The organism is Allorhizobium sp. nf9_anc, assembly GCF_056323085.1.
Window position 1 is genome coordinate 3,401,058 of sequence record NZ_CM150481.1, and the last position, 19,325, is coordinate 3,420,382.

The 19,325-nt window shown below is 62.6% G+C and carries 21 protein-coding genes; 9 read left to right on the top strand and 12 right to left on the bottom strand.

Going from position 1 to position 19,325, the window contains the following annotated elements; all coding sequences use genetic code 11:
* The first annotated feature begins 34 nt into the window (after positions 1-34).
* A complete protein-coding gene (locus AC02Y0_RS16580; protein ID WP_476379973.1) occupies positions 35-943 on the top strand; it encodes a DMT family transporter in 909 nt (302 codons plus the stop codon).
* 49 nt (positions 944-992) lie between these two features.
* A complete protein-coding gene (yihA, locus tag AC02Y0_RS16585; protein ID WP_476379975.1) occupies positions 993-1,652 on the top strand; it encodes a ribosome biogenesis GTP-binding protein YihA/YsxC in 660 nt (219 codons plus the stop codon).
* A gap of 59 nt (positions 1,653-1,711) precedes the next feature.
* On the opposite strand, the gene AC02Y0_RS16590 is transcribed toward yihA, so the two are convergent.
* The 3 genes from AC02Y0_RS16590 to AC02Y0_RS16600 form a co-directional block, all read right to left on the bottom strand.
* Entirely contained in the window at positions 1,712-2,269 is a 558-nt protein-coding gene (locus AC02Y0_RS16590; RefSeq protein ID WP_102020808.1) for a fasciclin domain-containing protein, read from the bottom strand.
* Between the two features lie 182 nt (positions 2,270-2,451).
* The gene (locus tag AC02Y0_RS16595) at positions 2,452-3,168 is read right to left on the bottom strand and encodes an anti-sigma factor (protein ID WP_476379977.1); all 717 of its coding nucleotides are present in this window, start codon (positions 3,166-3,168) and stop codon (positions 2,452-2,454) included.
* Positions 3,155-3,700 carry a sigma-70 family RNA polymerase sigma factor gene (locus AC02Y0_RS16600; protein ID WP_054149111.1) on the bottom strand — a complete coding sequence of 182 codons (546 nt, stop codon included), beginning with the start codon at positions 3,698-3,700 and terminating at the stop codon, positions 3,155-3,157. Before AC02Y0_RS16600 ends, AC02Y0_RS16595 begins: the two co-directional genes overlap by 14 nt.
* A 158-nt stretch (positions 3,701-3,858) precedes the next feature.
* Here AC02Y0_RS16600 and argB point away from each other — a divergent pair, with 158 nt between their 5' ends.
* Entirely contained in the window at positions 3,859-4,746 is an 888-nt protein-coding gene (argB, locus tag AC02Y0_RS16605; protein ID WP_102020806.1) for an acetylglutamate kinase, read from the top strand.
* A 24-nt stretch (positions 4,747-4,770) separates the two neighbouring features.
* Here argB and AC02Y0_RS16610 read toward each other — a convergent pair whose 3' ends face one another.
* The 3 genes from AC02Y0_RS16610 to AC02Y0_RS16620 form a co-directional block, all read right to left on the bottom strand.
* Positions 4,771-6,267 carry an MFS transporter gene (locus AC02Y0_RS16610; RefSeq protein ID WP_476379979.1) on the bottom strand — a complete coding sequence of 499 codons (1,497 nt, stop codon included), beginning with the start codon at positions 6,265-6,267 and terminating at the stop codon, positions 4,771-4,773.
* Positions 6,268-6,580: 313 nt separating this feature from the next.
* The gene (locus AC02Y0_RS16615; RefSeq protein WP_476379981.1) at positions 6,581-7,495 is read right to left on the bottom strand and encodes an EamA family transporter; all 915 of its coding nucleotides are present in this window, start codon (positions 7,493-7,495) and stop codon (positions 6,581-6,583) included.
* A 101-nt stretch (positions 7,496-7,596) separates the two neighbouring features.
* Positions 7,597-7,782 (bottom strand): hypothetical protein, encoded by a 186-nt coding sequence (locus tag AC02Y0_RS16620; protein ID WP_476379982.1) that lies wholly within the window; start codon positions 7,780-7,782, stop codon positions 7,597-7,599.
* 31 nt (positions 7,783-7,813) lie between these two features.
* Between AC02Y0_RS16620 and AC02Y0_RS16625 the strand changes: the two genes are divergently transcribed.
* Together AC02Y0_RS16625 and AC02Y0_RS16630 are read left to right on the top strand one after the other, a co-directional pair.
* A complete protein-coding gene (locus tag AC02Y0_RS16625; RefSeq protein WP_476379983.1) occupies positions 7,814-8,533 on the top strand; it encodes a pyrimidine 5'-nucleotidase in 720 nt (239 codons plus the stop codon).
* Positions 8,534-8,641: 108 nt separating this feature from the next.
* Complete coding sequence (locus AC02Y0_RS16630; RefSeq protein ID WP_476379984.1) at positions 8,642-9,325, top strand: EF-hand domain-containing protein; 684 nt, start codon at positions 8,642-8,644, stop codon at positions 9,323-9,325.
* 40 nt (positions 9,326-9,365) lie between these two features.
* Here the strand turns inward: AC02Y0_RS16630 and AC02Y0_RS16635 are convergent, their stop codons facing one another.
* A complete protein-coding gene (locus AC02Y0_RS16635) occupies positions 9,366-10,244 on the bottom strand; it encodes an LOG family protein (RefSeq protein ID WP_476379985.1) in 879 nt (292 codons plus the stop codon).
* A gap of 139 nt (positions 10,245-10,383) precedes the next feature.
* On the opposite strand from AC02Y0_RS16635, the gene dapD reads away from it, so the two are divergent.
* The 4 genes from dapD (at position 10,384) to AC02Y0_RS16655 (ending at position 13,506) form a co-directional block, all read left to right on the top strand.
* The gene (gene dapD, locus AC02Y0_RS16640) at positions 10,384-11,244 is read left to right on the top strand and encodes a 2,3,4,5-tetrahydropyridine-2,6-dicarboxylate N-succinyltransferase (RefSeq protein ID WP_476379986.1); all 861 of its coding nucleotides are present in this window, start codon (positions 10,384-10,386) and stop codon (positions 11,242-11,244) included.
* 6 nt (positions 11,245-11,250) lie between these two features.
* The gene (locus AC02Y0_RS16645; RefSeq protein WP_476379987.1) at positions 11,251-11,625 is read left to right on the top strand and encodes a DUF805 domain-containing protein; all 375 of its coding nucleotides are present in this window, start codon (positions 11,251-11,253) and stop codon (positions 11,623-11,625) included.
* A 104-nt stretch (positions 11,626-11,729) separates the two neighbouring features.
* Positions 11,730-12,923, top strand: a complete 1,194-nt coding sequence (gene dapE, locus AC02Y0_RS16650) for a succinyl-diaminopimelate desuccinylase (RefSeq protein ID WP_476379988.1) — start codon at positions 11,730-11,732, stop codon at positions 12,921-12,923.
* Entirely contained in the window at positions 12,910-13,506 is a 597-nt protein-coding gene (locus AC02Y0_RS16655; RefSeq protein WP_476379989.1) for a hypothetical protein, read from the top strand. The genes dapE and AC02Y0_RS16655 overlap by 14 nt, the downstream gene beginning before the upstream one ends.
* Positions 13,507-13,515: 9 nt before the next feature.
* On the opposite strand, the gene truA is transcribed toward AC02Y0_RS16655, so the two are convergent.
* The 5 genes from truA to AC02Y0_RS16680 all read right to left on the bottom strand — a co-directional run bounded on the left by truA (position 13,516) and on the right by AC02Y0_RS16680 (position 19,080).
* Positions 13,516-14,283: a tRNA pseudouridine(38-40) synthase TruA gene (gene truA, locus AC02Y0_RS16660; protein WP_476379990.1), complete on the bottom strand. Its 768-nt coding sequence runs from the start codon at positions 14,281-14,283 to the stop codon at positions 13,516-13,518.
* Positions 14,283-15,227, bottom strand: coding sequence for a methionyl-tRNA formyltransferase (fmt, locus tag AC02Y0_RS16665; protein WP_476379991.1), 945 nt, complete (start codon positions 15,225-15,227; stop codon positions 14,283-14,285). The genes truA and fmt overlap by 1 nt, the downstream gene beginning before the upstream one ends.
* Before the next feature lie 142 nt (positions 15,228-15,369).
* On the bottom strand, positions 15,370-15,882 hold the full coding sequence (gene def, locus AC02Y0_RS16670; RefSeq protein ID WP_102020794.1) for a peptide deformylase: 513 nt from the start codon (positions 15,880-15,882) through the stop codon (positions 15,370-15,372).
* A gap of 73 nt (positions 15,883-15,955) precedes the next feature.
* Complete coding sequence (locus AC02Y0_RS16675; protein ID WP_476379992.1) at positions 15,956-17,458, bottom strand: methyl-accepting chemotaxis protein; 1,503 nt, start codon at positions 17,456-17,458, stop codon at positions 15,956-15,958.
* A gap of 116 nt (positions 17,459-17,574) precedes the next feature.
* Positions 17,575-19,080, bottom strand: coding sequence for a globin-coupled sensor protein (locus AC02Y0_RS16680; protein WP_476379993.1), 1,506 nt, complete (start codon positions 19,078-19,080; stop codon positions 17,575-17,577).
* Positions 19,081-19,325: the final 245 nt, after the last annotated feature.

The window sequence follows — 19,325 nt, forward strand, 5'->3', positions numbered from 1 at the left end:
AGCCGGGGCTTTCTCTTTTTGACGAGATCCGCCGATGACAGACACCTCCGTTACCCCTCCCCGCTCCTGGCTCGGGATCGCGCTTGTCGGCGGCTCGGCGCTCGCCTGGAGCTATGGCGGCGCTATCCAGCGCTTCATCGGTGTGGAGGACGGCTGGACGATCGTGTTCTGGCGCTGTCTGTTCGCCGGTCTTTTCCTCCTCACCTTCATGCTTGTCCGTGACCGCATCGACGGCACGATCCGTCTTTTCCGTGCCATGGGCTGGCCAGGCTTCTTCATCGCCGTCGGCTTTGCGCTCGTCTCCACCTTCTTCGTGCTGGCCGTCACCATGACGCCGGTTGCCAATGTCGTGCTGTTCATGGCGTCGATCCCGCTATTTGCGGCCCTTCTCGCACGGGTCGTGCTGGGCGAGCCGATCACGCCGGTCACCTGGGGCGCGATCGTTGCCGTCATCCTCGGAGTCGGGATCATGGTCTCGGCCTCGATCGGCGAAGGCGGTTCGGTGCTCGGGCTGACGCTGGCGGCCGCCATCCCCGCGATCTTCGCCTGCATGACGGTGCTGACCCGCCGTTATCCCGGCATACGCATGACGCCGGCTGCCTGTGGCGGCTCGTTCATCGCGTCCGCGATTGCCGCCAGCCAGGCCGGAGCCTTTGCCGTCGGCGGACAGGACCTTGTGCTTCTCTTCTGCTTCGGGGCGCTCAATCTGGGCCTCGGCATGGCGCTCTATGTCACGGGGGCCCGCATGATACCCTCGGCGCTCGCCGCCCTGATCGGGACTGCCGAGATGATCCTCGCGCCGGTCTGGATGGTGATCTTCCACAACGAGGTGCCCTCGGGTCGGACGATCCTCGGCGGGGCGCTCGTGATGGCCGCCCTCTTCACCTATCTCATCAGCCACGCGCGGCAGGCGTCGCGGCCCGTTCCGACCTCTGCTGCTTGACTTTCCGGGCCAAAACCCGGATCTGTCCGCCTGACGAAAGGCCTAATCTATGACCGAAACACACGACAAGCCCGATCAGCCGCTCTTCGGCCGCCCCTGGATCTTCATCCGCGGTGTGCCGTCGATGGAATTCCTGCCGCCGGAAGGACCGCTCGAAGTGGCCTTTGCCGGGCGCTCGAATGTCGGCAAATCGTCGCTGATCAATGCGCTGGTCGGCCAGAAGGGTCTCGCCCGCACATCCAACACACCCGGACGCACCCAGGAACTCAACTACTTCGTGCCCGACGGCTTTTCCGGCCAGGCAGGCGACCTGCCGCCGATGGCGCTCGTCGACATGCCGGGCTACGGCTACGCGCAGGCGCCGAAGGAGCATGTGGATGCCTGGACGAAGCTGGTTTTCGATTATCTTCGGGGTCGCGCGACGCTGAAGCGCGTCTATGTGCTGATCGACAGCCGTCACGGCATAAAGAAGAACGACGACGAAGTGCTCTCGCTGCTCGACAAGGCCGCCGTTTCCTACCAGATCGTGCTCACCAAGACCGACAAGATCAAGGCGCCCGCCGTGCCGAAGCTGATTGCGGAAACGCAGGAAAAGATCAAGAAGCGGCCTGCCGCATTCCCTGGCGTTCTCTCGACATCCTCTGAAAAAGGTGATGGCCTCGACCAATTGCGCGGGGCAATCAGCGAGGCCATCGGTCGGAGCCTTTGACGCTCAGGCTCCGATCAGGTCGGCCCTAGCCGGCGGAGACCGGGCCGGACCGTCGTTCCTTACATCTTCGGCAGGATGACCGCGTCGACGACGTGGATCACACCGTTCGACTGCTTGACGTCTGCGATGGTGACGGTCGATACGCCGCCGTTCTCGTCGGTCAGGGTGACCTTGCCGTCGGCAGCCTTCGCCTTCAGCACGCAACCGCCAACCGTGGTGACATCGTGTTCGCCGCCATCATCGGAGATCATCTTGACGAGGGCTTCGGCCATTACGTCGGCTGCTACCACGTGGCAGGTCAGCACCTTGGTGAGCTGCGCCTTATTTTCCGGCTTCAGCAGAGTGTCGACCGTGCCGGCCGGCAGCTTTGCGAAGGCGTCGTTGGTCGGTGCGAAGACGGTGAACGGACCGGCGCCCGATAGGGTTTCAACGAGACCGGCTGCCTGGACGGCGGCAACGAGCGTCGTGTGATCCTTCGAGTTGACGGCGTTTTCGACGATGTTCTTGGTTTCGAGCATTTCACCACCGCCGACCATCGGATTGGCGGCATAGGCTGCGGCAGCGCCTGCCAGGATGGCTGCGGAGAATGCGAGCGGGCGAAGAGCGGTCTTGAACATTACGGTTTCCTCTTATCCTTGGTGTTCTCGATCGTGTCCCTGCGGGTTCGGGCGGGACATCGGGGGCGTTCCTCAGCGGGAACACCATCAAGGACGGCGGGTCGTCCGAACAAGTTTCAGGCGGCTCGAGAAAATCGGCCGCCTGAAAAAAACATCATTGATTTTATGAGAGAATTTCTTCGTCAGGGACGAACTTCGCCGAGCGCGACGACAGGCCCGGTGGCCTTTCCGGTCGGCGATCCACCAAAAGGCTCGAGACTGACGGCCAGCACGACGCCTTCCGTCAGGCGGGCGCGCAGATCCTCGGGAACATCAAGCTCGCCTTGTCCGGTCTGCGGCAACACGCCGAGCGAGATCGGCGCCTGTTCACCCTCAACGAGCCAGAGCTCAAGCGATTTCTCATCTGCACCGCCGCTTGCGACGGGGGTGACGGCGAGACGGCCGGAGTTCCCGTCATAGCGCGCATGCAGCGCAATGGCCTGGTTCTCGCCGGCCAAGTCCGCCGTCAGCGCGGCCTGAGGTTTCGGGCGCATGCGTTCGGCATAGTCGAGCCCGACGATGAGGCCGAGCGCTGCAATCGATGCAAAGCTCAGACCGCGCCAGAGCACCAGCGAATTCCACAGGCTACCCTTCACCGCTGCCACGGTGGCCGGCGATGCAAACAGACGATCCTCGATCTTCGAAAACAGCTGATCCGGCGGTGAGGCCTCGGCGTAATCGTCGTTGAACTGGGTGAGGTTCTCTTCCCAGCGCTTGACCATGGCGGCGAACTGCCGGTCGTGGCGCAGACGCGCGTCCACTTTCTGGCGCTCGGCTCCGCTCAGGACACCGAGGACATATTCGCCCGCGAGAACTTCGTCTCGCGACCGGTCTCCCTTGCTTTGGTCAGGCGTGCTCATCCATGCACTCTCTCAGTTTCAAAAGGCTGCGCCGCAGCCATGTACGCATCGTGTTCAGCGGAACGGCGAAATGATCCGCCAGCTCCTGATAGGACAGTCCTTCCACATAGGCCTGGCGAACGGCGAGCGCCCTGTCAGGATCCAATGCCTCCAGGCATGTGTCAATGCGGCCACCCTCGGATCGAAGCATCGCATGCTGCTCCGGATCCGGCGCGAGATCCGCCAGATCGATCGCCGCCTCGATGTCTTCCCCCTGCGGTCGACGCGCCCGAAGACGATCGATGCAGTGGTAGCGGACGATGGCGCAGAGCCACGGATAGGCATTGTCGCCGTCGCCCGTATAGCTGCCGGCCTTATGCCAGATCTTGACGAACACATCCTGGAGCGCCTCTTCGGCCTCTCCCCTGTCTTTGAGCATACGGATGCATATGGCGAAAAGTTTCGCCGAAATACGACCATAGAGCAAGGAAAAGGCGCTTCGGTCCCGCAGGGCTACCCGGGCCAGCAATCCGCCGATGTCGTCGCGTTCCATAGAGCCCCCTCACCCAGTGGCCTTGATATAGCACGGCATATTCGGTGGACAATGCGACGATAAGAAGAAGCATGTCACCTGCCGCTTATATTGCGGCGCGATTATTCCATCACGGCGACACATGCGCTAAAAGGCCGCGATCCACAGCGAGGTTTTCCATGTCAGCTTCCGAAAGCGAAATCCAGGCCCGCCTTCTCGTCCAGGCGCTGCCCTTCATGCAGCGGTACGAGAACAAGACCATCGTGGTAAAATATGGCGGCCATGCCATGGGCAATCCCGAGCTGGGCAAGGCGTTTGCCGCCGATATCGCGCTTCTGAAGCAGTCCGGCGTCAACCCGATCGTCGTGCATGGCGGCGGCCCGCAGATCGGCGCGATGCTTGCCCGTATGGGCATCGAATCACGCTTCGAGAACGGCCTTCGCGTCACCGACCAGAAGACGGTCGAGATCGTCGAGATGGTGCTCGCCGGCTCGATCAACAAGGAAATCGTCGCGCTCATCAACCAGACCGGCGAATGGGCGATCGGTCTCTGCGGGAAGGACGGCAACATGGTCTTTGCCGAAAAGGCGCAGAAGAAGGTGCGCGACCCCGACAGCAATATCGAGCGTGTGCTCGATCTCGGCTTCGTCGGTGATGTCGTTGAAGTCGACCGGACGCTGCTCGACCTGCTCGCTCGCTCCGAGATGATCCCGGTCATCGCGCCTGTTGCGCCTGGCCGCGACGGCGCGACCTACAACATCAACGCCGATACCTTTGCGGGTGCGATTGCCGGTGCTCTCAACGCCTCGCGCCTGCTCTTCCTCACCGACGTGCCTGGCGTGCTCGACAAGGACGGCAAGCTTATCAAGGAACTCTCGGTCGCCGAAGCCCATGCGCTGATCAAGGATGGCACGATCTCGGGCGGCATGATCCCGAAGGTCGAGACCTGCATCGAGGCGATCCAGGCGGGCGTGCAGGGCGTCGTCATCCTCAACGGCAAGACCGCCCATTCCGTGCTGCTCGAACTCTTCACCGAGACGGGTGCTGGCACGCTGCTAGTTCCCTGAGCCGATGATTTCGTCCGCTGCAGGTCAATCGATCGGCAGCGGACGCTCCAACTTCTCGCTTCCCGGCGTCACGGTGCGCATGGACAGGACAGCGATCAGGACGATCGCATAGGCGACGAAGTTGTAGATCAGCCCAAGCGCCATACCTTCGGCATAGACGGCCTTACCGCTCAGGCCTTCCGCAGCATTGCGCGCCAAATCCGAGAAGAATATCTCGCTGACGATGGCAATCCCGAGCGCACTGCCAACCTGCTGGATCGCCTGAAGCGCGCCAGAACCACCGCCCGCATCCTGAGGCGGCACGCCCGCCAGCACGAGCTGGAACATTGGCGCGATCGCGATCCCCATGCCAAGGCCGCTGAGGAGGAACCAGGGCAGGAGCGCCATGCGGTCAACAGTCTCGCCCACAGATTGGATCTCGCCCCGCAACAGGCCCATGCCGACGATCACCATCACCACCCCGACCACGACACGCACGCGCGGGGTGATGTTGCCGAGGCGCCCTGAAATCAGCGAGGCGACGAAGATGCCGACGGAAAACGGCACGGTGGTCATGCCCGACTGTAGCGGGGTAAGCCCATAACCCTGCTGCAGGAACATTGCCAGGATCAGGAAGAAGCCCGGCAGGGTCGAAAAGAAGGTCGCGGTCATCAGCGAGCCGATGACGTAGTTTCGGTTGTTCATGAGTGCGACCGGCAGGAGTTCCGGTGCCTTCAGCCGGTGCTGGCGCCGCTCCCAGAGGCCGAAGGCGACCCCAAAGGGAATGGCCATGGCGAGCATAACGAAGCACCAGACCGGCCAGCCGAAGCCACGGCCCTCGATCAGTGGGAAGATGACGCAGAAGATCGTGACAGCCGCCAGCGCGATCCCGCCGAAATCGTTCTTGAGACCGGGCTTCGGCGGAAGAGCCGGGATCAGCCTCCAGCCCAGCAAAATGGTCATGATGCCGACCGGGATGTTGATGAGGAAGATCGGCCGCCAGCCGAGATCGAAAAGGTCGAGCGCAATCAGCCAGCCGCCCAGGATAGGGCCGGATACGGCGGCAAGCCCGGCGCTCAGGCCAAACAGCGAAAAGGCGGCCGCCCGCTCCTTCGGCGGAAACATCATCTGGGCGATCGCCAGCACCTGCGGGGTCATGACAGCAGCCCCCGCGCCTTGCAGCAGGCGCGCAGCCACCAGCCAGCCGATATCAGGTGCCAGCCCGCACAGAAGCGAAGCAAAGGTGAAGGCCGCCACGCCGACCAGAAACACCTGCTTCTTGCCCCGGACGTCGCCGAGACGTCCAAAGGGAAGGAGCCCGAGCGCAAAGACCAGCACGTAACCGGCCACGACCCATTCGATCTGGCTGGAGGTCGCGCCAAGCTCGGATTGCAGGCTCGGCAGCGCGACATTGACGATGGTGACATCGAGCAGGTTCATGAAATTCGCGAGCATCATCACGGCCAGCGCCGTCCAGCGATTCGGGTATGGATGCGCGGCGTCGGCGCTGATCGTTGGTGTCGCGGGTGTCTTGGTGTGCACTTTTGTCTCCCCGCCATCGGCGCGCTTGTGCCGTCCGGTGTATCGCGCAGCGGGATGGGTCGCAACGGGGCAAAGGTGAGCGCTGTGCCGAGGCGTGCGGGGTCCGATCTCCCCCTTGGTGGGGGAGAAAGCGATTTCGATGAATTAGGCCGGCGCAAGCGGCCTAAACATCAGAAATCGCAAGTGAGGGGGTCCGTGATGTCGTGGCCACGGAACCGATCCCCTCACCAACAAAATCTGAGGTTTAGCCCTGATCGGGCTAAGCCCTCGATTTTGTAACCTCTCCCACAAGGGGGAGAGGAGTGTCGCACCCTCACACCAGAACCAGCAACAGCACCCCGAAGACGATCAGCACGCATCCCGCAATCTCCAGCCGGTTGATGCTCTCCTTGAAGAAGATCACCGACGACGCAAAGGTGAAGAGCATTTCGACCTGGGCCAAGGCTTTCACCACCGCCACCTGCTGCAGCGTCATGGCGGTGAACCAGCCGAAGGAGGCCGTGGCGCCTACGAAACCGACGAGGGCGCTGACTTTCCAGGCGGCCCGGACGCGGGTGAGTTCTGCCCGGTCGCGCCAGGCCATCCAGAAAAGCATCGACAGCGTCTGGATGGTGATGACGACACAGAGCGTGTAGCCCGCCTGCACCATTGCATCCGGTGCGGGCAGGCTCGGGGCGAGCGACAGCGAGGCGGTGCGGTAGGCGATCGCGGAGATGCCGAAGAAGAAGCCGGAGGCAAGGCCGATCAGGGCGGTGCGACTGCTGACCGAGGTGACGAGGCTCAAGGGTGTGAAGGCCGTGCGGGCCACCGAGATCAGCATGACGCCGAGGATGGAGACGAGGATCGCCGCTGCGGTGCCAAGACCGATCGTCTCGCCGAAGAGGATCAGCGCCAGCAATGCCGCCTGGGCTGGTTCTGTTCGTGAATAGGCCGTGCCGACGGCGAAGTTGCGGAAGGAGAAAAGGTGCACCAGGAGGAAAGTCGCCGTGATCTGGGCGAGTGCCCCGATGACCGCCCAGATCACGAAGGTCGCTCCGGGCACCGGCAGCGGCCGGCCGAGGCCGAAATGCAGGATGGCGAGATAGAGGAAGGCGAAGGGCAGGCCGAAGCCAAAGCGCACGAAGGTCGCCCCCGTCGTGCCCATCCGGCCCTTGAGGTGTTTTTGCAGCGTCGAGCGCAGGTTTTGCAGGAAGGCGCTGCCAACCGTGATGAGGGCCCAGAGTTCCATGGGAGAGTGTCCAGAATGGCCGCAGCGCGGGGATGTCGGCTTGCGGCAGGAGATCAAAAAAGTGGCGGTTTGGCCTGAGCTTACGCCTCAGGTTCTGCTGCTCACGCCTGACGCTGGCGAATCGTGCCTGAGCTCACCGGATGGAAGCGCGCGGGAAGGCGCTTGCGGTCCTGCAGGACCACGACCCGTTCCATCGCCGAAATCGCCATCTTCTTTCCCATCTTTCCGAGATAGCACTTCCCGAAGCGGCCACCAATGCTAATTAGAGGCAACGCGCCTGGTGTCATCAGGCCATCCGCACTGCCCCAAGAGGACCCGATGAACACCCCAGCCAAGATCCCCTCGCCTGCCGATTTCGCCCATGTGCGCGACTGGGTCTTCGACCTCGACAACACGCTTTATCCCCATCACATCAATCTCTTTGCGCAGATCGACACGAACATGACCGCCTTCGTGGCGGAGATCCTGCAGATGGAACCGGCCGAGGCGAAGCTTCTGCAGAAGCAGTACTACCACGAACACGGCACGACGCTTGCCGGGCTGATGCTGCATCACAAGGTCGATCCGAACGCCTTTCTCGAGAGGGCGCATGCGATCGACTATTCAGCCCTGATCCCGGACGAGGCTCTTGGCTCGGCGATCAAGCGGCTGCCGGGGCGAAAGTTCATCTTCACCAACGGCACTGTGGCGCATGCGGAGGCGGCCGCCCGGGCGCTCGGCATTCTCGACCATTTCGACGACATCTTCGACATCGTCGCGGCCGATTACGTGCCGAAGCCGGCGGGTGCCACTTACGACAAGTTCGCGAGCCTCAACCGCATCGACACGAAACATGCCGCGATGTTCGAGGATCTGCCGCGCAATCTGATGGTTCCGAAGGCACTCGGCATGAAGACGGTGCTGCTCGTGCCGCGCAACCTGGGAACGGCGATCCTGGAGACCTGGGAGCGCGTCGAGAATGTCGATGCAGAAACCGTCGATTACCTGACCGACGATCTCACCAGCTTCCTGCAGGCGCTGCTCGCGGACGAGGCGTGAGCGGAAGCTTACGAAAGTTTCATGCAGCTTACAGAGAGTTAAGTAGGGCCTGAGCCTTGCCGCCGTTACGGTTGTCCCATCGAAGCAGACACTCGAAAGGATATCCCAATGAACGGCAAGACCCTGACGCTGGCCGCCGTGGCAGCCTCTCTCCTGATCGGCACCACCGCCGGCGGTGCCTTTGCGCAGGACCGTGGCGAGCGCCGTGGCGGCCCCGGCCGTGGCGGTCCGGAAGTGATGTTCGTGCAGATGCTGCAGCAGCATGACACGAACAAGGACGGCAAGATCAGCAAGGAAGAAGCGACGGCCGCCGGGACTGCGATGTTCACGGCCATCGATGCCGACAAGGACGGCGTGCTGACCCCTGGCGAGATGCGGCAGCACCGCGAAGCCATGCGCGAAGAGAACAAGGCAGCCCGTGAAGCCATGCGGGCCGAGCGCCAGGCGGCACGCGAAGCAGCGAAGGCCGATGCACCCACTCCGCCCCCGGGTGATGCACCCCAGGAACAGGCCATAAATGACGATGGTCCGCGTGGCGAAGGCAAGGGCCCACACGGCAAGCGCCACGGCTGGCACAATGAACGTGCAGAGCGCGGCGAGGATCGCGGTGGTCGGGACGGCATGCGGGGCCAAGGTCGGATGATGCGGGTCGCGGATACCGATGAGAACGGTCAGATCAGCCAGGCGGAAGCAACCGCCATGGCCGACAAGATGTTCACCCGGATGGACCGCAACAAGGATGGCGTCATCAGCGCCGACGACATGCCGAAGCGGCCGATCATGATGCGCTGATTACGCGGTCACATCACCAGAAGAACTGACAGGCGGCCCCTCACGGGGCCGTTTCGTCGTTCAGGTCGTAGAAGTCGGCGATGATCTTCCAGGCTTCTTCGGCAGTCTCGGCGAACTGGAAGAGATCGAGGTCCTCGGGCGCAATCGTGCCAAAGGCGGCGAGCGCCTGGAAATTGATGATGTCCTCCCAGAAGGCGCGGGAAAAGAGGATCAGCGGGATCGGCGCCATGCGCTTGGTCTGGATCAGCGTCACAGTCTCGAAGAGTTCATCCAGCGTGCCGAAACCGCCGGGGAAGATGGTGATCGCCTTGGCGCGCATCAGGAAATGCATCTTGCGGATGGCGAAGTAGTGGAAGTTGAAGCTGAGCTCCGGCGTCACATAGGGGTTCGGCGCCTGCTCGTGCGGCAGGACGATGTTGAGGCCGACCGAGGGGGCACCGACCTCTGACGCCCCGCGATTACCCGCTTCCATGACGCCTGGACCACCGCCGGTCACCACGACATATTCGTGGTAGTCCATCTTCTTTGCCTGGGCGGAGCAGAGCTGTGCGAACTTGCGGGCCTCTTCGTAGTAGATCGAGGCGTTTTCCAGGTTCTTCTTCTGGATATCGTTCTTCGCCGCCCAGGCCGCCTCGCCGGGGGCCGGGATGCGGGCACCGCCGAACATGACCACTGTCGACTTAATGCTGCGCTCGGTGAGGATCATCTCCGTTTTCAGCAGTTCGAGCTGCAGGCGGACGGGGCGAAGCTCCTCGCGGCAGAGGAATTCATCGTCGACATAGGCAAGTGTGTAGGAGGTCGACGCCGACTGCGGCGTACGCGGAATAACCTCGGCCGTCTGCTTGTCGGTCGAGCTGTCCTTCAGCGGATCCCAGGATCCGTCCTTGCGCCTGTGCTTGCCGTTCTTCCACCGTGCCATGCCTCTTCCTTTCCAAAACGCAGAGCTCCTGCGAGCTGTTTTCTTCCAGCCCTTTATGCGCTAGAGCTTTGCGCGAATTTTCGATCAGATCCTGATCGTTTCCATCCCCACGGTAGACAACGAAGTTTAAGGAATTCAGATGAGCGCCTCCGATCTCACCCAGCTCGAACACGTCATCGAAGCGGCTTTCGACAACCGCGATACGGTTTCGACCACCACCACGGGCGAGATCCGCGATGCCGTCGAGACGGCGCTCAACCTCTTGGACAGCGGCAAGGCTCGCGTCGCTGCTCGCGGCGAAGATGGCAGCTGGACCGTGCATCAGTGGCTGAAGAAGGCCGTGCTCCTCTCCTTCCGCCTAAACGACATGGAAGTCGTCAAGGGCGGCCCGGGCGCTTCGACCTGGTGGGACAAGGTGCCCTCGAAGTTCGAAGGCTGGGGTGAAAGCGAGTTCCGCTCGGCCGGTTTCCGCGCCGTACCGAACGCCGTCGTCCGCCGCTCGGCCTATATCTCCAAGGGCGTCGTTCTGATGCCGTCCTTCGTCAATCTCGGCGCCTATGTCGGTGAAAACTCCATGGTCGACACCTGGGCGACGGTCGGCTCCTGCGCCCAGATCGGTGCGAACGTGCACCTGTCCGGCGGTGTGGGCATCGGCGGCGTGCTCGAGCCTCTGCAGGCCGGCCCAACGATCATCGAGGACAATTGCTTCATCGGCGCGCGCTCTGAGGTCGTCGAAGGCTGCATCATCCGCGAGGGCTCTGTTCTCGGCATGGGCGTCTATATCGGCAAGTCGACCAAGATCGTCGATCGCGCCACCGGCGAAGTGATGTATGGCGAAGTGCCGCCCTATTCCGTCGTCGTTGCCGGCTCGATGCCGTCGGGCAATGCCGTCATGGCAAACGGTCTCCCGGCACCGCATCTCTACTGCGCTGTCATCGTCAAGCGCGTCGACGAGAAGACCCGCTCGAAGACGGGCATCAACGAACTGCTGCGCGACTAAGCCCTCATGGCCTTGCCGGGGCGGGAGACATCGGTCGGCTGGGCGCTCTTCCAATGGGACGGGCGCATCGGTCGGCGCGTCTTCATCCTCGGCACGCTGTTCTGGATGACGGCGAACGCGGCCGTGATCGCGTTCGTGACGGGATCGGACGACATTTCGCCCGGCTCGTTTTCGCTGTTCCTGACGACTGCGAGCCTCTCGCTCGTCTCGCTCTTGATGCTCGGCACGAAGCGGCTGCATGATATCGGCATGCCGGGCATGGCGTCTGTTCTCTTGCTGCTGCCTGCCTTTTCGCTGATCCTTTTCTTCGTGCTCTGCGTCTGGCCGCCAGTGCGGGGCGACAACCGTTACGGGCCGGGATCGGACATGCGTTCGTCCTGAGCGGTGGGTGACAGGTTCGGGCGGATCAGCTAAGTCTGGCTCATCTTCTCAAGGCACCGACGGCCGGGCTGAACCGGACCTCGGTCAATCCCGTAAAAGTGTTCATGACCGCTACCAATCCCGTCGATGTTCTCCAGGCCCTCATTCGCTGCCCTTCCGTCACGCCTGCTGAAGGCGGTGCGCTCGGTGTGCTCGAAAACCTGCTCTCGCCTCTCGGTTTCCGCGTCGATCGCATGATCGCAAAGGACGAGGGCACGCCCGATATCGAAAACCTCTATGCGCGCGCCGGATCGGATGGGCCGCATCTGATGTTTGCCGGCCACAGCGATGTCGTGCCGGTTGGTGCCGAGTCAGACTGGAGCGCCGGACCGTTCTCCGGCGATATCAGAGACGGCATGCTTTATGGCCGTGGCGCGGTCGACATGAAGGGCGGGATCGCCTGCTTCATCGCCGCCTATGCCCGACTGGTCGAAGCCGGCAAGGTGCCGAAGGGTTCGGTCTCGCTGCTGATCACCGGCGACGAGGAAGGCCCTGCCGTCAACGGCACGGTGAAGCTGCTCGAATGGGCGGCGGAACGTGGTGAACGCTGGGATGCCTGCCTGGTCGGCGAGCCGACCAATCCGGATCATCTCGGCGACATGATCAAGATTGGCCGGCGCGGCTCGGTGTCGGGCACAGTGACGGTCAAGGGCGTGCAGGGTCACGCGGCCTATCCGCATCTCGCCGACAATCCGGTGCGCGGCGCGCTGTCGCTGGCGAAAAGCCTGATGTTCCCGGCCTTCGACACCGGCACGGAGAACTTCCAGCCGTCGAACCTCGAAGTCACCACCATCGATGTCGGCAATGCGGCGACGAATGTCATTCCGGCTTCGGCGCGCTTCAAGTTCAACATCCGCTTCAACGATGTCTGGACCGCCGATAGCGTCAAGGCCGAGATCATGCGCCGTCTCGATGCGGCCGCTGTTGATCCCGAGCTGCGGCCGGATCGTGCAGCGATCGGCTACGACATCACCTGGTCGGAACGGCCAAGCCATGTTTTCTTGACGCGCAACAACGCGCTGATTGCCTCGCTGTCGGGGGCAATCGAGACGGTGACCGGCAAGACGCCGAAGCTCTCGACGACCGGCGGCACGTCGGATGCCCGGTTCATCAAGGATTACTGCCCGGTCGTCGAATTCGGCCTCGTAGGGCAGACCATGCATATGGTCGACGAACGGGTCGCCGTCTCGGATCTGGAAACGCTGACCGTGATCTACCAGACCTTCATCGAGCAGTGGTTTGCCCATGCCGACGCTTAAGGAGGTCGAGTTCTATCTCAAGGGCCTCTGGCTGCTGTTCAAGCAGGATCCCTCAGGCTTTGCCTATCTCGACTTTACCGACCGGGGCGCGATGCGCTCCTTCTGGGCGATCCTCTGGGCGCTGCCTGCGATCCTGATCTCCTTTGCCTGGTGGCGCCTGCTCTATATGCAGGGCCTGCCAGAGGGCACTGAGACGGGCGGCCTGTTCTTCTTCCGCCTGGCGCTGGTCGAGGCGTCCAACTGGCTGTTTCCGCTGATATTGCTCGGCATTCTCTGCTGGATGGTCGGGATCGGCGACAAATACGCATCGATGGTCGTGGCGATCAACTGGCTCGCCGTGCCGGTATCCTATTCCTACGGCCTGCTGGTGCTGTTGATGATGTTCTTGCCAGCGCTTGCCGGTGTCGTGGCATTCCTGTGGCTCTTGCTGATGATCACGCTGATCGCGGCTCTTTTCCGCATCGTCAGGATGATCGTAGGCGACCAATTGCTGATGGTCTCGACCATCATCATGGTACTGCTTGTGCCGTCGATGATCATCGCGGAAGTGCTGGAACGCTATCTCGGCGTTTATCCAGGCTGAAAACGCATCTTAGCCGCTAAACGGCTCATCGCCAGGGTAATCCACCCTCATGAAGAACAGTCCCTCCGGTGGCGCGACTGGTCCGCAGGCTGCACGGTCGCGGGCGTCCAGTGCTGCGCGCACATCTGAGGGCGTCATCTTGCCCTCGCCCGCGAGCTTCAACGTGCCGGCAAAGGAGCGGATCTGGTTATGCAGGAAACTCTGGGCGGTGGCGCGGATCTCGATCAGTTCACCAGAGCACGTGACATCCAGGCGATCGAGCGTCCTCAAAGGGCTTTTCGCCTGACAATGGGCGGAGCGGAAGGTGGTGAAGTCGTGGTGACCGACGAGCTGCTGGGCAGCTTCGTGCATGGCCTTGGGATCGAGCGGCTTCGGCACCCACCAGGCACGCTTGTCCTCCAGCGCCAGACGCGCCGGGCGGGTGATGATGCGATAGAGATAATGGCGGCGGAGCGCCGAGAAGCGGGCGTCGAACTCGTCCGGCACGGCCTGCACATCGAGCACGGCGACCTGTTCCGACGCCATTGCCAGATGAGCGTTCAGCGCATTGCGCAGCTTGTGTGGCACCCAGGCGCGGGAGAGATCGGCATGGATCACCTGGCCCATGGCGTGGACGCCGGAATCGGTGCGGCCGGCACCCCGGATGACCACGGTCTCGCTGGTGAGTGACAGGATCGCCTGTTCGAGGGCCGCCTGGATCGAATGGCCGTTTTCCTGGCGCTGCCAGCCGACATAGGCCGAGCCATCATATTCGACGGTCATTCGGAAACGGGGCATCAGGCGATCACCGTACCCTTGGGCAGTGGCGTGCCACGCAGGAAGTCCTCCGCATTCAATGCCTTGCCGCCGGCCTTCTGCAGACGGACCAGGTTTACAGCGCCCGTACCGCAGGCGATCGTCAGGCGATCGTCGAGGGCTGTGCCGGCGGTCGCGATTGCGCCCTGCCCTTCCGCGAGGCCCGAGGCGAGGAGCTTGACGCGCTCGGGCTTGCCGTTGACGTCCATCTCTGCCCAGGCACCCGGGAAGGGCGAGAGGCCGCGGATGTGATTGTGCACCTCGGTCGCCGGGCGGGAGAAGTCGACGCGGGTTTCGGCCTTGTCGATCTTGGCCGCATAGAGCACGCCCTCTTCGGCCTGTGTGACCGTTTCCAGCGTACCGGCTTCAAGCCTCGCCATCGCCTCGACCATGGCTTCGGCGCCGACGAGGCTCAGGGCATCGTGTAGCTCGCCGGCTGTCATATCGGGGCCGATGGCGACCTTGCGGGTCAGCGCGACGGGACCGGTGTCGAGGCCCTTATCCATCTTCATCACCATCATGCCTGTCTCGGCATCGCCGGCCATGATGGCCCGCTGGATGGGCGCGGCTCCCCGCCAGCGCGGCAGGAGTGAGGCATGGCCGTTATAGGCGCCGAGACGCGTGCCGTTGAGGATCGCTTCGGGCAGCAGCAGGCCATAGGCGACGACGACGGCGACATCAGCCTGGAGTGCGACGAAGGCTTCGCGATCGGCGGCATCACGGAAGTTCAGGGGATGACGGACCTCGATGCCGAGGTCTTCGGCCGCCTGATGAACGGGAGATTTCTGCAGGTCGAGGCCACGGCGGCCACCGGGACGGGGCGGCTGCGAATAAGCCATGACAATCTGGTGGCCCGCCGCATGCAGCGCTTTCAGGGTCGCGACGGAGAAGTCCGGCGTACCCATGAAGATGATGCGAAGTGCCATTTTGTCAGCCTTCAAGCGCGGGGTTGAACGACGCCCAGAGCATTTCCGGCGAAAACGGAGACGCCGTCAATGCTCTATCATTTTGTTTTTACGCAATTCCGAACGCAAAACCGCTTCGCACTTTTGCTGAATTTGCTCGATGTCAGATCTTCTGACGGGCGGCCTTGGTGAACCTCTTGATCACCATCTCGCGCTTGAGGCGGGAGATATGATCGATGAAGAGCACGCCGTTCAAATGGTCGATCTCGTGCTGAAGGCAAGTGGCGAGCAGGCCATCGGCCTCGGTCACCGTCTCCTTGCCGTCGCGGCCGATCGACTTGACCGTGATCGAGGCGGGGCGTTCAACCTCGGCGTAATAGTCCGGGATCGAGAGGCAGCCTTCTTCATAGACCGAGCGCTCGTCGGAGCTCGTCAGGATCTCCGGATTGATGAAGACCAGCGGCGCGGGCTCCTCGCCTTCCTTGGCAAGGTCGATCACGAGGAGACGGCGCGGCACGCCGACCTGGATCGCGGCCAGCCCGATGCCGGGGGCCTCGTACATGGTTTCGAGCATGTCATCGATGAACTGCTCAAGCTCGGCATCGACGCGCTCGATGGGCGCGGATACCTGACGCAGCAGGGGATCGGGCAGGATGATGAGAGGCTTGATAGTCATGGCCTCCCCTTAGCGCAACTTCCCGGCGGAGGAAACGGAAAAAACGCTTCCGTTTCTCCGATTCTGAGCCGGATCAGGCGACCCGACGTTCCATGATGCGGCGCGCCTGCGGGGCGGCGTCGGTACGGGTGCGGATCTGCGACAGCTGCTCGACGAGACCGGCGACCTCTGCACGCAGACGGCGCGTCTCGTCCGAGGTGCGCTCCACCATGTCGCTGTTCTCATGGGTCAGCAGATCCATGTTGCGGGTGGACTGGTTGACCTCGTTAAGGCCGATCGCCTGATCCTTCGCGGCGGCTGCGATATCCGAGACGAAGGTGTCGATGGCGTCGATGCGGGTGATGATGTCGTTCAGCGCCTCGCCGGTGCCGGTGACGAGGCTGACGCCTTCCTTTACCTGGGTCGAGCTCTGGGAAATCAGTTGCTTGATTTCCTTGGCGGCGTCGGCTGAGCGCTGGGCAAGCTGGCGGACTTCCTGGGCGACAACGGCAAAGCCCTTGCCGGCATCCCCGGCGCGCGCGGCCTCGACGCCTGCGTTCAGAGCCAGAAGGTTTGTCTGGAAGGCGATCTCGTCGATGACGCCGATGATCTTGGAGATCTCGGTGGAAGATTTTTCGATCGCACCCATGGCGGAGACGGCCTGGGAGACGACGGTGCCCGAGGTCTTTGCCTGAAGCTGCGTGTCGCGCACCTCCTGCGAAGCGCGCTCGGCATTGGCGGCTGTTTGGCTGACACTGACGGAGAGCTGCTGAAGGGCGGTCGAGCTCTCCTGCACGCCGCTTGCCTGGCGGGTCGTGCGGCTGGCGAGTTCGCCGGAAGCGTGCGCGATCGCGTCCGTGCCGGTCAGGATGCCTTCCGAAGCCCGGCGGATCGCGGCAAAGGAGGTGTTCAGACGATCGACGGTTTCGTTGTAGTGACCGGCCATTTCCTTGAAATTTTCGGGGAGGTCGGTCGTCATGCGGGCTTCGAAATCGCCCTGTGCCAGCGCTTCCAGACCGCGACGCAGATGCTCCATGGCAATCGCCTGGTCGGCGGCGAAGCGGGCGCGTTCTTCTTCGAGGGCCTGACGCCTGCTTTCCAGCTCTTCGAGATAGACGGAGATCGAATAGTCCATATCGAGCATGGCGGCCTTCACGACCGCTCGAAGCTTCTCGCCGAGCGAATTCGCATGCTGCTTGCCGAAGGGGAAAGGCCAATGCTTGACGAGGACGCCAGAGAGGAGCTCGCCGACCAGCATCGAATAGCCGCCTATATACCAGCGCGGCTCGAGACCGATCCGGGCATGGGCCTTGCCGACGGCGGTGACGCCCTTGACGTAGTTCTCGTCGAAATTGCCACCGGCGACCTTGTCCCAGTGACCGATCTGGGCACTTTTCGCACCGTTCATGTGGGCCCCGTCGCGGAAGTGGCCGGCGATCTTTCCGGTCTTCGTCACCTTGGCGTAGAACTTGTCGAGCGCACCACCCAGAACCTCCTTGATCGACGGGCGAAGCTCGGCCAGCGTGCTGCGCGTCTTCTGATCGATCTCCAGGAATTCCAGGCGTTCGGACAGGTCGTTCTGGGCTTTGGTACTCATGATGCGATGCGGACTCTCGGGGTTAACAGGTATCAAGAAGAACTGTCACGGTTTGCTGAACAGATTCTAAACGCATGGCGACAAATCATGCCGCCATGCGAGGCCGTGATCGGGTCTCAACCCGCCATGCGGTAGGTGTTCTGGCTCATGCCTTGCGACCTGCTGCCGGAGGTCTTGAAGCCCTGCAGGGCGTGGACCAGGCGACCGGCTTCTTCGCGAAGCGTCGCCGTCTGGGCCGAACTTTCCTCGACCATGGCGGCATTGCGCTGGGTGATCTGGTCCATGGAGGCCACCGAGGTGTTGACCTCGCGCAGGCCGCCGGACTGGTCGGCTGCGGCAAGCGCGATCTTGCCGACGATGTCGTTGATCTCGCCGATCCGGACGATGATCTTGCCGAGCGCGTCGCCGGCATTGTTGACGAGGCCGACGCCGGCCTCGACCTGGGTGGAGCTTTGGGAGATCAGGTTCTTGATCTCACGGGCGGCATTGGCGCAGCGCTGGGCGAGTTCGCGGACCTCCTGGGCGACGACGGCAAAGCCTCGGCCGGCTTCACCCGCACGGGCTGCCTCGACACCGGCGTTCAGCGCCAACAGATTGGTCTGGAAGGCGATCTCGTCGATGACGCCGATGATCTTGGATATCTCGTCGGACGACTTCTCGATCGCGCCCATGGCATCGACGGCGCGAGAGACGACTTCTTCGGAAACGCGCGCCTCGGTGAGGGCGACGCCGACGACCACAGAGGCTTCCTTTGCACCATCGGCCGTCAGCGTAACGTTCTGGGTGAGCTCATGCAGGGCTGCCGTACTTTCCTCAAGACCCGCCGCCTGCTGTTCGGTGCGCTGGGCGAGATCATCTGTGGCATCGGAGATGGCGGCCGTCGACTTGAAGATCTCGTCAGCCGAGTGCCGCACGGTGACAATGGTCGCGCGCAGCGCTTCGACAGAGGCGTTATAGTCGCTCGCCATCTGCACGAAATTAGCGGGCAAATCATCCGGCAGACGGGCATCGAGATCGCCGGCGGAAAGCTTGGCGAGAACGGCGCGCAAGGCGGCAAGCGCGGTTGCCTGCTCCTGCTCGGCCTTCAGCCTCGCATCCTCTGCCGCCTGGCGCTGTTCCGCGAGGATCGCGAGATAGACCGAGATGGAATAGTCCATGTCCAGCAGCGCAGCCTTGACCACGACCGAGATTTCCTCGGCAAGGCGCTCCGACTTCTGCCGGCCAAAGCGGCTTGGCCAGCGCTCGCGGGTGACCGCATGCACCAGCTGCTCCAGCACGAGCGCGTAGCCGCCGATGTACCAGCGGGGTTCGAGACCGATGCGGGCATGGGCCTTGCCAACCTTGGTTACACCCTCGACATAGCTTTCATTGTATTCGGCCGTGCCGACGATGCCCCAATGCTCTTCCTGGCGCTTCTTGGCGCTCTTCATGTGATCGTCGTTGCGGAAGAATGCGGCCGTCTCGGGGACCTTGCGGATCTTGTCGTAGAAGATTGCGAGCGCATCGCCGATGTTGTTGTGGATCAGAGGGCCCAGACGACGCAGGGTTTCTCGGCCTCGGTCATCAAGCCCCAGAAAACGCAGACGGTTTTTCAGATCGGAGTTCTCGTTTTGCGACACCATGACCGGCACTCACTTTCCTGGACTAAAAACATCAGCGATTGCTGATAAATATGATTGAGGAAATTCTAAAATGGTAAAAGTTGTGTTGCCTGCCGAGAGCACCTTTTAGCGTCCTGAAACGGGGCCAGGCAGCGCGGACGAAAATCATTACCGTTTCGGGCATCGCTTTTGACGTTTGTCATCTCGCGGTGTGGCGAAAGAAATATGACGGCTCAACCTGAGGGGGCCGGAGGCGGACAGCGTTC